This is a genomic window from Rhizobium ruizarguesonis (genome assembly GCF_012349115.1).
In the GTDB taxonomy this organism is placed as follows: Bacteria; Pseudomonadota; Alphaproteobacteria; order Rhizobiales; family Rhizobiaceae; genus Rhizobium; species Rhizobium ruizarguesonis.
In genome coordinates this window covers 20,837-35,036 of sequence record NZ_PQIG01000066.1, presented here as the reverse complement: position 1 = coordinate 35,036, position 14,200 = coordinate 20,837, and the positions used below count along the sequence as shown (strand labels likewise).

14 protein-coding genes are annotated in these 14,200 nt (G+C 59.5%); 5 read left to right on the top strand and 9 right to left on the bottom strand.

Translation table 11 applies throughout. From position 1 onward, the window contains the following. Positions 1-7: 7 nt before the first annotated feature. Positions 8-988, bottom strand: coding sequence for an NAD-dependent epimerase/dehydratase family protein (locus tag C3Y91_RS08850; protein ID WP_024319324.1), 981 nt, complete (start codon positions 986-988; stop codon positions 8-10). Positions 989-1,247: 259 nt separating this feature from the next. Between C3Y91_RS08850 and C3Y91_RS08845 the strand changes: the two genes are divergently transcribed. After that, complete coding sequence (locus tag C3Y91_RS08845; protein ID WP_130693101.1) at positions 1,248-1,988, top strand: ATP-binding cassette domain-containing protein; 741 nt, start codon at positions 1,248-1,250, stop codon at positions 1,986-1,988. A gap of 40 nt (positions 1,989-2,028) precedes the next feature. Then, a complete protein-coding gene (locus tag C3Y91_RS08840) occupies positions 2,029-3,027 on the top strand; it encodes an ABC transporter permease (protein WP_018486235.1) in 999 nt (332 codons plus the stop codon). Between the two features lie 58 nt (positions 3,028-3,085). On the opposite strand, the gene C3Y91_RS08835 is transcribed toward C3Y91_RS08840, so the two are convergent. From C3Y91_RS08835 to C3Y91_RS08810, 6 genes are all read right to left on the bottom strand, one after another. Continuing rightward, positions 3,086-4,135 carry an ABC transporter ATP-binding protein gene (locus C3Y91_RS08835; protein ID WP_018073621.1) on the bottom strand — a complete coding sequence of 350 codons (1,050 nt, stop codon included), beginning with the start codon at positions 4,133-4,135 and terminating at the stop codon, positions 3,086-3,088. Positions 4,136-4,148: 13 nt separating this feature from the next. Further along, positions 4,149-4,991 carry an ABC transporter permease subunit gene (locus C3Y91_RS08830; protein WP_168575255.1) on the bottom strand — a complete coding sequence of 281 codons (843 nt, stop codon included), beginning with the start codon at positions 4,989-4,991 and terminating at the stop codon, positions 4,149-4,151. After that, on the bottom strand, positions 4,988-5,911 hold the full coding sequence (locus C3Y91_RS08825; RefSeq protein WP_164567785.1) for a carbohydrate ABC transporter permease: 924 nt from the start codon (positions 5,909-5,911) through the stop codon (positions 4,988-4,990). Before C3Y91_RS08825 ends, C3Y91_RS08830 begins: the two co-directional genes overlap by 4 nt. Positions 5,912-5,922: 11 nt before the next feature. Continuing rightward, positions 5,923-7,170: an ABC transporter substrate-binding protein gene (locus C3Y91_RS08820; protein WP_131717967.1), complete on the bottom strand. Its 1,248-nt coding sequence runs from the start codon at positions 7,168-7,170 to the stop codon at positions 5,923-5,925. Positions 7,171-7,302: 132 nt separating this feature from the next. Beyond that, entirely contained in the window at positions 7,303-8,094 is a 792-nt protein-coding gene (locus C3Y91_RS08815; RefSeq protein WP_018073618.1) for an SDR family NAD(P)-dependent oxidoreductase, read from the bottom strand. Beyond that, positions 8,094-8,849 carry a FadR/GntR family transcriptional regulator gene (locus tag C3Y91_RS08810; protein WP_024319320.1) on the bottom strand — a complete coding sequence of 252 codons (756 nt, stop codon included), beginning with the start codon at positions 8,847-8,849 and terminating at the stop codon, positions 8,094-8,096. The genes C3Y91_RS08815 and C3Y91_RS08810 overlap by 1 nt, the downstream gene beginning before the upstream one ends. Before the next feature lie 160 nt (positions 8,850-9,009). On the opposite strand from C3Y91_RS08810, the gene C3Y91_RS08805 reads away from it, so the two are divergent. From C3Y91_RS08805 to C3Y91_RS08795, 3 genes are read left to right on the top strand one after another with little or no spacing between them, the layout of a single operon-like run. Next, positions 9,010-10,155 (top strand): mandelate racemase/muconate lactonizing enzyme family protein, encoded by a 1,146-nt coding sequence (locus tag C3Y91_RS08805; RefSeq protein ID WP_168575254.1) that lies wholly within the window; start codon positions 9,010-9,012, stop codon positions 10,153-10,155. Positions 10,156-10,213: 58 nt separating this feature from the next. Further along, a complete protein-coding gene (locus C3Y91_RS08800) occupies positions 10,214-11,080 on the top strand; it encodes a DUF6772 family protein (protein WP_018073615.1) in 867 nt (288 codons plus the stop codon). Further along, complete coding sequence (locus tag C3Y91_RS08795; RefSeq protein ID WP_018073614.1) at positions 11,080-11,415, top strand: hypothetical protein; 336 nt, start codon at positions 11,080-11,082, stop codon at positions 11,413-11,415. The genes C3Y91_RS08800 and C3Y91_RS08795 overlap by 1 nt, the downstream gene beginning before the upstream one ends. A gap of 34 nt (positions 11,416-11,449) precedes the next feature. Here C3Y91_RS08795 and C3Y91_RS08790 read toward each other — a convergent pair whose 3' ends face one another. Further along, complete coding sequence (locus C3Y91_RS08790) at positions 11,450-12,844, bottom strand: FAD-dependent oxidoreductase (RefSeq protein ID WP_130675700.1); 1,395 nt, start codon at positions 12,842-12,844, stop codon at positions 11,450-11,452. A 19-nt stretch (positions 12,845-12,863) separates the two neighbouring features. Further along, entirely contained in the window at positions 12,864-13,667 is an 804-nt protein-coding gene (locus C3Y91_RS08785) for an SDR family NAD(P)-dependent oxidoreductase (RefSeq protein WP_024319318.1), read from the bottom strand. Positions 13,668-14,200 lie beyond the last annotated feature (533 nt).

Sequence of the window (14,200 nt, the reverse complement as noted above, 5' to 3'; positions counted from 1 at the left end):
CACGAAATCAACCCGGATACCAGACGATGCGAGGCTCCTCCTTCGAACGCTCGTATTGCCAGGCTGAGTCGATAAGCATTTCGAGATCGTAGTTTGGCCGCCAATCCAGCAGGTATTTCGCTTTGCTGTTGTCCATCCAATTGGAATGGAAGCGGCTTGGTATGTCGATGGAGCCGAGATTGCGCGTACGCAGGAGATAGGCGGCGACCTCAGCATAGTCGACAGGTCGATCCATGCAGATATTGAAGAGTTGCCGCTCCGACCGCGGGTTATCGATCGCTGCCAGTATTGCCGATACAAGGTCGTCGACATGCACGAAGTTGCGTTTCAGCGGACGCCCATCGGCATCGAGCAGCAGCGGCACCGTACCCATCGCTGCATAACGCCGCGCCGCGTCTTCGGGAACGAGCGTCTTCCAGTCCGGACCGCCAAAGATATCGTCTCCAAAAGACAGCGAATACTTGAAATCGTCCTTTTCCATGATCCAGGGCGCGCGCAGACAACAGCCATTGAGGCCGTACTGAATGCCAAACTGCTCCAGCATGACCTCTTCCAGGACTTTGGAAAGCGCATAGCTTCCCGGATAGGCACAATGGCGGGCGTTCTCGGTGATCGGGCCGTCGTGGCGATAGTGGAAATGTCCCACACCCGCATCACCACCGATCAGGATGAACTGGCGTGCCGTGACGCTCGTACGGAACTCCTCGAGCAGCCAGAAGAGACCTTTGACCGTGACATCCATGACGTCTTCAGGCGTTTCCTTGCATGTGGCGAGATGCACGACATGGGTAACGTCATCCAGCGCCGCTGCCACGACATCGCGATCAGCGATCGAGCCTTGGAAAACGTCGACACGGTCGGTCGCCTCGTACAAACGATTATGACAAAGCGCACGAATACGGGCCTTGGAAAATCTCGGATCGTCAAGCAGCCCAGCAATGAAGCGCCGCCCGACCTTGCCCGTCGCACCGGTAACAAGGATTAGCATGCTCTTTCTCCCCCATTGATAGCTAATATCCGGGCGCCACTCTCGTCAAATGATATTTGTCTGACAAAACAGATTTTTGCGACAATAAGATCAATGGCCGGGACAATGAGTTGACGCTGTCGCAGGGTTTTGCGTAAATGCTCCCAATCGTTTTTCCTGGGAGGATATTGGAAAGGCGAACTCGCCGGAGCCTTGCGTCGAAGACAAGCAGGGTTCGGAGCGATGGATGGCCCGCAGGTTTTGGGAGGCGCGGAGGCTGGTGGCGGTTCTTGAGCTCAGCAATATTTCCAAACATTTCGGTGCCATCCAGGCAGTCAACGATGTTTCGTTTTCGCTCGAAGCGGGGCAGGTCGTCGGCCTGATGGGCGACAACGGGGCTGGCAAATCCACACTGGTGAAGATGATTGCCGGTAACTTTCGACCGAGTCATGGAACCATGCGGCTCGACGGCGCCGATCTCGTGCTTCATCAGCCGAAGGAAGCGCGCCTGAATGGCATTGAGATCGTTCACCAGGATTTGGCGCTTTGCAACAATCTGACGGCGGCAGCGAACGTGTTCCTCGGCCGAGAATTGCGCCGCGGCGTATGGCCTCTTCGCATCCTCGACCACAAGAGCATGTACAAGCGCGCCGCTGAGATATTTCGCGAGCTCAAATCCGAAACGCGGGCGCGCGATCTCGTCAAGCAAATGTCAGGTGGCCAGCGGCAAGCGGTGGCAATCGGCCGCACGATGCTGTCTGAAGCCAAAATCGTATTGATGGACGAGCCGACAGCAGCCATTTCAGTGCGCCAGGTGGCTGAGGTTCTGAACCTGATCCGCCAATTGCGGGACCGGGGCATTGTCGTTGTCCTGATCAGCCACCGCATGCCCGACGTCTTTTCGGTCGCCGACCGTGTGATCGTGATGCGGCGAGGCAGAAAAGTTGCCGACAAGCAGATTGCGGCAAGTTCGCCGGAGGAAGTGACGGGACTGATCACCGGCGCCATTGAACAGGTGTGATCGATGCTATCCGTTGCAACAGGAAGGAAGAAGGTCGACGATGGCGATTACACTTGACCAAACGATCGGACAGAAACAACGGAGCTGGCTTGCGACGATCATGGGCGGCCAGACATTCTGGGTACTGATTGCAGTCATTCTCGCCTGCATTTTTCTATCGACGGCGACGGACTCCTTTGCGACGGCGAAGAACATCTACAACATCACCCGCAACGTCACTTTCGTCGCCATTATCGCGCTCGGCATGACGCTGGTCATCATTACCGGCGGCATCGATTTGTCCGTTGGCTCCGTGCTTTGCCTGTGCAGCATGGTGCTGGCGGTCGTCATGCATGCGGGATACAGTATTGAAGTCGGCATCGCCGCCTCAATCGGTACTGCTCTTCTGGTCGGCGCTTTCAACGGCGTATTGATTGCCTATCTCGGCTTCCCGCCTTTCGTCGTCACACTCGGCATGTTGTCGATTGCCCGCAGCCTTGCGATGGTTGCGTCAAACAATACGGTCGTTTTCCAGTTCGGGCCTGATCACGACAAGCTCCTGGCGCTCGGTGGCGGCGCCTGGGTTTTCGGCATCGCCAATCCAGTGCTTTATATGGTCGTGCTGGCACTCGTGACCGGTTTCGTGCTGCGCTGGACCAAGTTCGGCCGCTATGTTTTTGCGATCGGCGGCAATGAGCACGCCGCGACACTGACGGGTGTTCCCGTGCCGAGGATCAAGGTGATCGTCTATATGATTTCTGCCCTCTCGGCGGGGGTTGCCGGCATCATTCAAACCGGCTGGCTCGGCGCTGTCACCACAAACATCGGCGCCGGGATGGAACTTCAGGTGATTGCCGCCGCGGTTATCGGCGGCGCCAATCTGGCCGGCGGCGTCGGTACTGCCTTTGGAGCGTTGGTCGGCGCCGCACTCATCGAGGTCATTCGTAACAGTCTTGGCCTGCTCGGCATCAACGCATTCTGGCAGGGTTGCTTTATCGGCGGGGCAATCGTGCTCGCCGTCCTTTTCGACCGACTTCGCAACTTACGACAGGGCGAGTAGACGAACCCGGCTCTTAAGAGATTTCCGCGGCTCGTGTGCGCCAAGAGCGGCCGTACGTTCAAGCAGTCCGACCTCGTTCAGTCCGCTTTGTTGTCTGCCCGTTGCCCTTGAAAAAGTGCACCTTCGAGACATCGGCGGTGAGCCCTATTTGGATTCCCGCCTTCGTGTCATGACCGTCGTGCAGGACGAGGCAATCGTGCCCGTCCGGCAGCTTGACGTGGAGCAGCGTTACTGCCCCGGTATATTCACAAAGCCCGACGGTTCCGCGTAGCGTCCCGTCTCGAGGTTCCACGACCGTCAGATGCTCCGGCCTTATCCCGATGGTCTCGGCGGCGGCATCCATTGCCGTTGCGCCTGTCAGCAAAGGCGCGATATCTGCAGGGAGCAAATTCATTTTTGGGCTTCCGATGAACTGCGCCACGAAGGTATTTGCCGGCCGCTCGTATAGGTCCCGGGGGGAGCCGACCTGCTCGACGCGGCCGTCGCGCAGAACCACGATCTTGTCAGCGAGCGTCATCGCTTCGATCTGGTCGTGCGTTACATAGATCATCGTCGTGGAGAGCCGCTTGTGTAGAGCGGCAATTTCAGAACGCATGTGCACGCGCAACTCTGCATCGAGGTTCGACAGCGGTTCGTCGAACAGGAAGACATCAGGATTTCCGACGATGGCCCGGCCGATCGCGACGCGCTGCCGCTGACCGCCGGAAAGCTCGCGGGGGTAGCGATCGAGCAGTGCTTCGAGCTTCAGCGTGGCGCTTGCTTCATCGACGCGCTTCTGACGCTCCTGTGCCGGGACTTTGCGGACCTTCAGCCCGAAACCCATATTGTCCCGGACGGTCAGATGCGGATAGAGGGCATAGGATTGGAAGACCATGGCCACGCCGCGTTTCGAAGCCGGCACTTCGTTGACCACCCGGCCGCCAATCGCAAGTTCACCGCCGCTGAGATATTCCAGCCCCGAAATCAGCCGCAACAAGGTGGACTTGCCGCAGCCCGACGGACCGACGAATACGACGAACTCGCCCGGATCGATCCTGAGATCGACGCCGCGGATGACCTCGACGGCGCCGAAACGTTTTTCGATGCCTTTAAGCGATACACTGCTCATGAACGAAAATTCCTCATCCCTTCACGCCTGATAGCGCAAAACTTTCGATGATCTGCCGCTGGGCGATCAGATAGACGATCAGGATCGGCACGACGGCAAGGCTGGTAGCGGCAAGCTGCAGGTTCCACAGCGGTAAGCCGTAGCTGTCGTTGAAGTTCGACAAGGCCAAAGGCAGCGTGAACATGTCGAGCGAGCTCAGAAAGATCAGCGGCTCCAGGAACAGGTTCCACGAGAACAGAAAGGTGATGATGGAAACTGCAGCCAGGGCCGGACGCGCCATCGGCAACGCTATCTTCCACCAGACGCCGAAGCGTGAGAGCCCGTCCATCTTGCCGGCTTCTTCCAGTTCCTTGGGCAGGGCCAGGAAATACTGGCGCATCAGGAACGTTGCCATCACCCCATGAGGGCCGAAGGTGGGCAGCAGGATCAGCGGCCAGTGAGTATCCACCAAACCAAACCAGCGCATCAGGAAGAAGTTCGGAATGATCGTCACTTCCTCCGGCACCATGAGCGCCGAGATCAGAAAAAGCATTAGCAGCCCGGCACCGGCAAACCGCATGCGCGCCAGCGCATAGCCGGCCAGGGACGAGATGACGAGAGTGAGCGCCGTTACAACGATCGCGACGTAAAGCGAGTTGAAATACTGCCGCGCGAACGGCTGGTATGTGAACACTTCGACGAAATTCTGCCAGCGCCAGACGCGCGGAATAAGCGTCGGCGCACCGAATATCTCGGTCACGCTCTTGAAGCCGGCAGACACCATCCAAACGAATGGGAAAACAAAAGGAATGGCGGCGATCAGCAGTGCGATCGTCCAGCAGGCGCGGTAGAGGATCTGGATTTGGCGCTGGGTCACTCCGATCCCTTCCTCCGCAGCATCACCTGAACCAGGGTCAGCGCCATGATCATCACGAACATGATCATGGCGAGCGCCGAGGCATAGCCGACATTGAAGAACTTGAAGCCCTGCTGGTAGATGTAGAAGGCAAGCACCATTGTGCCGTTTTCCGGACCGCCACCGGTCATCTGATATATGTGATCGAAGACCTTGAAAGAGCCGATCGTCGTGATGACCATGATGACGAGCGTGGTCGGCGCCAGCAACGGCCAGGTGATCATGCTGAAGATCTGCCGGCGTGAGGCACCCTCCAGGCGCGCTGCCTCTTCATAGTCCCGCGGGATCGCCTGCAGCGCCGCAATGTAGAGGATCATGTTGAGGCCGACCATCTTGATGACGCGGGTGACGATGACCGCCGCCATGGCCCAGTTCGGTTCACGCAGCCAGTTTGGACCAGTGATCCCGACCAGCGCCAGCACCTGGTTGATGAAACCGCCTTCTCCTTGCAGCAGAAATTTCCAGACGATCGCCCAGGCGATGGCCGAGGTGATGACGGGAGCGAAAAACACCGTGCGAAAGAACACGACCCCGAAGAACGGCCGGGAAAGGGCGAGCGCCAAAGCGAGCGCGAGCGCCATGTTGAGCGGCACGAGACCGATCGCGAAAATAACCGAATTGCGTATCACCAGCCAAAAGTCAGGGTTTTCGAGGAGCGCATTCTGAAAATTGGCAAGGCCTACGAAGGTGGCCTGCTGGCTGAGCAGGTTCCATTCGGTCATTGAATAATAGACCACTGCACAGAGCGGACCGAGGAAGAAGATGAGGAACCCGATGAAGGTGGGGCTGACGAACAGCCACGCCTCCATCATCTCTCTCACCTTCAACGTTAGCCAGGTCTTTTGACCGGTTCGAACGGAGTTATGAACGGTATCGGCCATCTTCGTTCGGATCAAAGCAGCGGCTGGATTGCCACGCAGATGCCCTTGATGGCGGCATCGACATCGGCATCCGGCTTCCACAGGGCATCGACGCGAGGCGCCATGGCGGCAAGGATCTGGGGCGCTTTTTCGTTAGCCGAGACCACCCGGCCCTTTTCTATAGCGGCAGCCACATTCTTCATCATCTCGGGCGGCACGAGCTTGTTGCCGCTGATGAATGCATCGGCCTGCAGAACGCTCTTGCGGGCGGGCGGGAAGAACTGCGCCATGGTGGCGACGTTTTCCTTGTTGGTCATATGCGCCACGAATTCTGCGGCGATATCCGTATTCTTGCCTTGGGCGAACACAACAAGACCGGCCTGGCCGATAACGGGTGACTCACCACTTGGGCCGGTGGGCAACGGTGCGATTCCCCACTTGAAGCCGGCTTCCGTCATCTTCGAAGCACGGGAAATCTGGTTGACCGTCATCGCCGAATTGCCGGAGAAATAGTCTCCTTGTTCGCCCGGGGGAACGATGGACTTGTCCTTGAAGACCATGTCATGCAGCTGCTTGACCGCCTTGACGGCTTCGGGCTTGTCGAAGCCGCATTCCTTGTTCGACCAGATATCGCCACCATAGGCGCGGATTGGCGGCAGAAGGGCATGGGTCATGCGAGAGGCATAGCCTTCGCCATCCTTGAACTCGAAGCCCCATTTGCCGGGATTGGCTTCTGCGAGCTTCTTGGAGACTTCCTGGAACTTGTCCATGTTCCATTCGCCCTTGGCGGCGAGCGTCAGTGGATCTTCGAGCCCGGCTTTGTCGAACATGTCCTTGTTGTAGTAGATCATGAAAGGCGAGGTGGAGAACGGAATGCCGTAGACCGTTTCATCCTTCTGCCACAGGCCCATGGCCGGCTTCGAGAAATCGTCGAAATCATAGCCTTCCGCCGACTTGAGCGTCGGGCCGAGATCCATCAGAAGATTGGCGTTTTCGAAAGCCGGAGCGGCATCCTCCATCATCCAGGCTATGTCGGGAGCATTGCCGCCCGCGATCTGGAAGGTCAGTTTCTGCGTGTAGTCGTTGACTGGCACGGTCTCGAACTTCACGTTGACGTCGGGATGCGTGGCTTTGAAGCTCTCCGCAATGCCATTCAGCATCTTCAGATGAGCCTCGCTCCCGGTCCAGACCGTCATGCGGAGATCCGTCGCGAAGACGGCAGACGTCGATATGCACAATGTCAACGCGGATGCTGCGATACCTGCTAATGCGGCCTTCATGGTTTCCTCCCTTTTTGGTCGTGGGCAAGCAGCCTTCGCCGACTGAATGCAAACGGCATTCGCCTGGAATTTGGCTGCAAGCTGCGGCGGATGGCTTCGCCGCATGATCTCGAAAACCTTGCCGCAGGCCGCTCACCCGGCAGCGTGCGGAAGGCTCCCGGGCGCGTCTCCAATCGACCATCCTCCGTCGACCGGGATATTTGCACCCGTAATGTAGCTGGCAGCATCGCTGCACAAAAAAACAAACGCCCCCACCAGGTCCTGCGGCTGGCCCGGCCTGCCCATAGGGATCTTGGCGGCAACCGCTTTGCGGAACGCCGGGTCGCCGTAGCGCGCGGCATTGGCTTCGATCTCGATCGCACCCGGCGAAACCACATTCAGCGTGACGCCGCGATGGCCGGTTTCGCGCGCAATCGACCTGATCGCGGTCAACTGCGCCGCCTTGAGCGACGCATAAACAACCGTTTCCGCCCGCGGCCGCACCGCCATGATACTGCCTGTGGCGACGACCCTGCCCCAACCCCGCTCGGCCATCGGCGGAACCAGCTTTGCCGTCAGCATCAGCAGCGCCGAGAAATTCGATGCCACATGAGCGCTGACATGCGCCTCATCGAATTCCTGCCAGGGCCGCCGATGTTCGATGGCGGCATTGGCAATGAGGATATCGATCGGGCCGTGTGTTTTGAGCACTTCATCGGCAAAAGCCTGCGTCGCACGCCCGTCGGTGAAGTCTGCTTCCAGTACCGGCGCTGTGCCGCCGGTCGCCCGGGCCACCTCACTCGCGCCCGTCTTATTACCGAAATGATGCAGGATCAGTTCCGCTCCATGCTCCGCAAGGCCAAGCGCAACAGCCCGGCCAATGCCGGAACTGGCACCGGTTACCAGCACCCGCCGGCCTTTCAATGAGAAGCGCGCGGCGCTCATCACTCGGCATCTTTCAGCTTGTCGGCCACCTCGAGCGAGGCAATGTCGGCAGCTTCGAAATGCTCCCGGATTTTTTGCTCGGCGAGGTCGGCATCGCCAGCTGCAATTGCGTCGTAGATCGCCTGATGCCGGTCAATCGTTGCCCGCCAGTCAGCGTCGCTGCGATTGGCGCGACGTGAAAACAATTCCGACACCTCGCGCTGCACGGAACGCATGCTCTCCATGTGCACGCGGATCATGTAATTACCCGTCGTCATGGCAAGGCCAAGGTGAAACAGGATGTCGGCGGCGGTAAAGCTGGAGGGCTCCTGCACGGAAGCCAGCATGCCCGCCAGGCCCTGCCGCATGATATCCAGACCTTCCGGATCGCGACGTTCGGCGGCGAGCCGGGCAATTCCCGTCTCGACGACGCGGCGCATTTCATTGGCTTCGCGCAGCCGCTTGAGACTGGAGCGGACCGCGTAGCCGTAAATCTTGTCCATCGAGTCGCCGCTCAGCGCCTTGGCGCGGGCAACCTTGCCTTGTTGGGTGAAGATCAGCCCGGCCGCCGTCAGTTGACGAAGCGCCTCGCGGGCGATCGGCTTCGAGACGCCGAACTCCCTGGCGATCTCCCCTTCGGGCGGCAACGGCTCGCCAGGCGAAATGCGCCCATCAAAGAGTGCTGCGGCAATCGCATCGGACACCCCATCCGCCAACCGAGAAGGGTTCGGCGGCTTGGCGGTGAAAACGGGCTTCCTTTCGGGAATTTCAGTCATCTCGGTCCTCATATTCACAAAGCTAACATGCAGTTTCCAACTTAGCAACTAGGTTTATCAGTTGCCAAGTCGCCAACATCTAGCTAGGAATAACAGACGCGCCCCAAAGCAGCGAGCAAAACCCGGAGCAACAAGCAAAATATTGGGAACGAAAGAGCCGATGGATTCCGTGCAACGTTCGATCGGACAGGCGATCCTCATTTCAGATGTCGTCGCTCATCCGCTCAGCCAGATGCTGCCCAAACCGACCGTCACGTCCTGGGGCACCTATCACAAGGTCTCGATGGTTCTCATCGAGGTGCGCACCGATGCTGGCATCGTCGGCGTCGGTGAGGTGCTGGCCCGATTTTCGCCCAAGGCCTATGCGGAACTGATCGAAACCTCGTTAAAACCACGGCTGATCGGACAGGACGCACGCAACATCGGCGCGCTCTGGCAATCCATGCGGCGCTCGCTGTCAGGCCGCGCCGGCGGCATGCTGATCGAGGCGATCGCTGGCGTCGACATTGCGCTGTGGGACATCATGGGCAAGGCCGCCGGCATGCCGATCGCCAAGCTGCTTGGCGGCATCGGTCGGGAAGCAATCGAGGTCTATGCCGCCGCCGTAAACTGGGTCGACGATGCTGAGGCAGATCGGGAACTGGAGCGCTATATCGGCGAAGGATTCCCGCGCATCAAAGTCAAGATGGCCAATCCCGTCAGGGAAGCCTGCCGGCGCATCGAACGGCTGCGCAAACGCGCCGGCGACGATATCGAGCTCTGTGTCGACGCCAACTGGGCCTATGATCTGGACCAGGCGATCGAGGTCGGCAGGGCACTTTCGGCCAACGGCTACTTCTGGTTCGAGGAGCCACTGGCGCCGGAAAACGAGCAAGGCTACGAACAACTTCGCAAACGCTGCGACGTGCCGCTCGCAGCCGGAGAGAGCAACTTTACCGCCGATCAGGCGCAGCGTCTTGTCGCCAACCGCACCCTTTCCATCCTGCAGCCAGATGTCGCTCGTGCCGGCGGCATATCCGAAACACGGCGCATGGCCGACTATGCCGCTCTCCATGATGTGGGCTACGCCCCGCATATCGGCATGTCCGGCATTATCTGCGAGACGGCCAGCGCGCATCTGGCCGCCGCCCTTCCGAATTTCCGGGTGATGGAATGCGAATGCGATCTTAGCCCCTTCAAGCGCGACCTGGCCGATCTGGTGCCCGGCTGCCTGCGCCAGAAGAATGGCCAGCTCGACGTGCCGACACGGCCGGGTCTCGGCATCGAAATCGATTGGGACGCCGTCAAACGGCTCCGCGTACAGTGAGGTCAACACCATAATGACGACATCAGCCCCCTCTTCCACAGCCGACATAATGGAAGCCATGAGGCTCGCCATGCTTCGCGCAGATCCGGCGCTCAGCCGTTTCGATCCTCTGCCGCGCATCCTGTCGTTTGACGATTTTTCGCGCGGGCATTGCGGCTGGTCACAGTTGGTCGGCAATTACGAGGACACACTCGACGTCATGCTGCCCGGTTTTGCCCAGCACTCGAGCGCCATGCTCTCAACTCTCGGGCATTGGGATGCAGGCTCCCACGGCGGCATGGATTCGTCCTATGCGCTCAAGATCGCCACAAAGGCAAAACCGGGTGCCCAGAACGTTGCAATCAAGCGTCATACCTTCCGCAAGCGCGGGCCGATCCGCTTCGAGATTTTCTTCACGTTCAAGCCGGAGGCGACGGAGCTGAAACTATCGGAAACCGACGTGCGATCGGTCGGCTTCCTGTTCGACCTGCAATGCGGCGATCGCGACGGAGACGGCGAGCGGGTTATGCCACATCTGCGCTTTCTCAACGCACTCGACGGCAAGCACCTGCAGAAATGGCAGTACAAACGTGAGACCACGTCCTTCACCGCCATCGGCCGGGAAGACAAGACCGTAAGCCACTATCACCTGGCGCCCGAAGGCTGGCTGGACCTGCCCGATGGTGAACAACGGCTCTGCTACAACGAGATCCCGACGAAGGTGAACTGGAGCTATATGCGCTTCGATTTCGACTTGGCCTCCATGAAGGCGACCGGCTTGCAGTGCAACGACCGGAATTTCGATGTATCCGGCTTCGAGTCGATCCGGATTCCGGCGATGAAAAACCTCTGGTGCATGCTGAACTTCTGCCTGTTCGCCGAGACGGATGTCGCCAAGCGCGCCTTTCTCTATGTCGATTCCATCTGCATTTCAGGGGATTTTTGATGCTTCCCGAAAACATCACGGCGGTGATAACCCGCAATGAGCGCTGGAGCGGTGACGCCGCGAGCGAACCCTATGAGGCTGGCTGGGCGCATGAAGCCGTGTTCTTTATTCGGGCATTGAAGCCTCCCGTCGGCACTGTACCCAAGGGCTGGGTGGAAATTTCGCCTGACGGCATGCACTGGGTTCGGGAAGGAACGGAATTCGCCATGCCCTGCGAACAGGACGGCGTTGCCGTGGCCAGGCTCAACGCCTTCGGCAATTGGCTGCGGGTTGCTACCCGCTTTGCCGATGGCGCTGAGTGCACCGTGCTGGTGACCCTTCATCTGAAGGCTTAAAACGCGGGTATCGCTTCCCCGCTTTCTCCTTCCGTCAGCCAAGATAAGCGCCCTGGGCCAGAAGTTCCCTTCGCAAATCCGCGTAGTCGACATGCCGAGGGCTTGCCCTGTTGCCGACCGAAAGTGCCGCAGCAACACCGGCCGCCTGGCCGAGCGCAAAACAGGGCGGCATGACGCGAATGGCGCTGAGCGCCTCATGCGTCGCCGAAACGGCGCGGCCGGACACCAACAGGCCCTCATGAGCGCGCGGCAGCATGACCCGGTAAGGTATCTGGTAGATATTGGCCGCATCAAGTCCCTGGCCGCCGGTCCCACCGCCCGAACCTGTGGGGTCGTGAATATCGAGCGGATAGCCGCACAACGCCACGACATCGTCGAAGGCGCGGCCGGAATGCAAGTCTTGCAGCGTCAGTTCGTAGGCGCCATCGATCCGTCGAGTTTCCCGCACGCCGATCTGGGTTGCCGTGTCCCGCAGTTCCACCTGTTCGAAGCCGGGCAGATTGTCGCGGAAGAAATCGAGCAGCGCCACTGTCTGCTCGCGGCCTTCAACCTCGGCAAGCGAGAGCTCAAGGGAATCAGCCCCATTGCGGCGCAACACGCGGCCGGTATTGATGCGCCAGACGCCCGGTTCCATGGTCTTGTAGAGGCCGATGCCGCGGCGAGGCGCGGGAAAGCGGCCTTCTGCCGTCGCCTTGGCGACGATCGAGGCGAAAGGCCGAAAGTCCTGCGGATGCGCGCGGATGTAATCCTCCACCACCTGGTCATCGACGTTCTGCACGCGGAAGAACAATGTTTGCGGCTGGGAAAGGCCGTCGCTTTCCCGCCCCTGACGGGTATGGACGCCGGCATAATGGGCGACATCGCCATCAGCCGAGCAATCGACGACGACCTTCGCACGAGCGCTCCTCAGCCCGCCCTTGCCGGCGCAAACAACCCCGAGCACCCGGGGATTGTCCGCATCATGGTCATCGACGATGGCATCCACGACCATGGTGTGCAGCAACAATTCCACTCCTGCCTCGACGCACATACGCTGCGCCGCGACCTTCGCCGCCTCAGGCTGGAAAGGGGTCACCTTGTCATGGCCGTAGACGATGAAGCCGCAATAGGCCGAACCTGCCGGGATGGTACTCGGATGCAGCGCGCCGCCGAGCGCCATCATCCGCTGAACGAATTCTTCGTAGATGCCGCGGATCAGTTGCTGGCTGCCATCGAGCGAATAGGAGGTCATGCAGGGGCCGACGAGGCCCGCCGTGAGATTGCCGCCGAGGAAGCCGTAGCGCTCCACAAGACGTACCCGCACGCCAAGACGTGCCGCCGCGACCGCGGCCGATAATCCCGATGGTCCGCCCCCGATGACGAGCACATCGACATCATCGAGTTCGGGAATATCGGCCGAATAGGCATAACGGCGGGCTGTCTGCTGCATACGTTTATCCCCTCCCCGTCTAGCGGAACATCGATCCGCCATCGACATCGAGCGCGGCGCCGTAGGTAAAGCTGGCTGCATCCGAGCACAGGAACATGATTGCCGCCGCCATGTCCTCCGGCCGCCCCATGCGCCGCATCGGCAGATTGCCGGCAATACGGTCCTTCAGCGACTGGTCGATATGGGAGTGCATCGGGGAATCCGTCGGCCCGGGGTTCAGCGCGTTAATGCGGATCTTCTTGCCCGCAAGTTCCCGCGCCACCGACTTGACCATCGACAGGGTCCCGGCTTTCGATGCCGCATAGGCGGTATCGGCAATCAGCCCGCCGCCGCCATGCACGCCGGCATCCGAGGCGATACAGACGATGTTGCCGCCATCGGGATTGTCGAGCATGCGTTTGACTGCGCCCTGCACGATGAAAAAGGTGCCGAGCAGATTGACATCGAGCACGCGGTGCCAATGCGCCCGATCCTGCTCGAATATACGCTTGGCTGTGATGATCGCCGCACATGTCACGACGTTATCGAGACGCGCGAGATTGGCGTCGCAATAATCGAAGGCCTTGTCGATGCTCTCCTGATTGCTGACATCCACCGTCACGGTATGAACAGCCGCGCCTCCATTACGGAGTTCCGCCCCGTAGCGCTTCAGCCCCGCCTCATCACGATCGGCCATGACGACTTCCGCGCCCTTGCTGGCGAAGGCCCTTGCAGTTTCAAGACCCATTCCACTCGCTGCGCCCGTGATAAGAACGGTTCGGCTCGCAAAACTATCGTCGGAAAAAGTAGCATAGGTCCCAGACATCGTCGCAGCTTCCTTCATAAACGGCAGCCCAACAACCAGTCAGAAGGCCTGTCTCGCTATTGCTAGAAACGTAGCAACTATGTTATATAGTTGTAAAGCGCAATGTGTGGCGATACGCTGTCTGGAAACAGTATCCCGACCAGGAAAGGCGCCGAGGACCGATCGGGCATGTTTCACGACAGTTGCCGGAACGTGGCTGAGTTTGCTGCAGCGGTTCCCAACGTCAAATCTCGCATGGCCACGTCATTTGGCAAAAGCAGCAAAGCCCCGGCCGTTTTTGCGGTCCGGGGCTTTTAAGTATGTGTATTTGGGAATGTTTGGTTGCGGGGGCCGGCTTTGCCCCGTTCGGGTCTTAAAACAGTCCACTGGACTGTTTTATCGGGCGGGGCCCGATCGACCTCTCACCCTTCAGGTTATGGTGAGCTCTGCGAACGAGGAGCTACCATCGCCAGGGAAAGCGAAGCTTTTCCGCCAGCGATAAAAAGATAGGTGCTGATCTTTAGAGAGGAATTTGGTTGCAGGGGCTCGCAACACCCGATTCCTGCGATTAG

Coding starts and splice junctions, on each gene's coding strand:
- C3Y91_RS08840 (WP_018486235.1), top strand. CDS start 2,029: ATGGCGATTACACTTGACCAAACGATCGGACAGAAACAACGGAGCTGG.
- C3Y91_RS08785 (WP_024319318.1), bottom strand. CDS start 13,667: ATGAAGGAAGCTGCGACGATGTCTGGGACCTATGCTACTTTTTCCGAC.
- C3Y91_RS08810 (WP_024319320.1), bottom strand. CDS start 8,849: ATGACTGAAATTCCCGAAAGGAAGCCCGTTTTCACCGCCAAGCCGCCG.
- C3Y91_RS08795 (WP_018073614.1), top strand. CDS start 11,080: ATGCTTCCCGAAAACATCACGGCGGTGATAACCCGCAATGAGCGCTGG.
- C3Y91_RS08790 (WP_130675700.1), bottom strand. CDS start 12,844: ATGCAGCAGACAGCCCGCCGTTATGCCTATTCGGCCGATATTCCCGAA.
- C3Y91_RS08805 (WP_168575254.1), top strand. CDS start 9,010: ATGGATTCCGTGCAACGTTCGATCGGACAGGCGATCCTCATTTCAGAT.
- C3Y91_RS08825 (WP_164567785.1), bottom strand. CDS start 5,911: ATGGCCGATACCGTTCATAACTCCGTTCGAACCGGTCAAAAGACCTGG.
- C3Y91_RS08850 (WP_024319324.1), bottom strand. CDS start 988: ATGCTAATCCTTGTTACCGGTGCGACGGGCAAGGTCGGGCGGCGCTTC.
- C3Y91_RS08815 (WP_018073618.1), bottom strand. CDS start 8,094: ATGAGCGCCGCGCGCTTCTCATTGAAAGGCCGGCGGGTGCTGGTAACC.
- C3Y91_RS08800 (WP_018073615.1), top strand. CDS start 10,214: ATGAGGCTCGCCATGCTTCGCGCAGATCCGGCGCTCAGCCGTTTCGAT.
- C3Y91_RS08820 (WP_131717967.1), bottom strand. CDS start 7,170: ATGAAGGCCGCATTAGCAGGTATCGCAGCATCCGCGTTGACATTGTGC.
- C3Y91_RS08835 (WP_018073621.1), bottom strand. CDS start 4,135: ATGAGCAGTGTATCGCTTAAAGGCATCGAAAAACGTTTCGGCGCCGTC.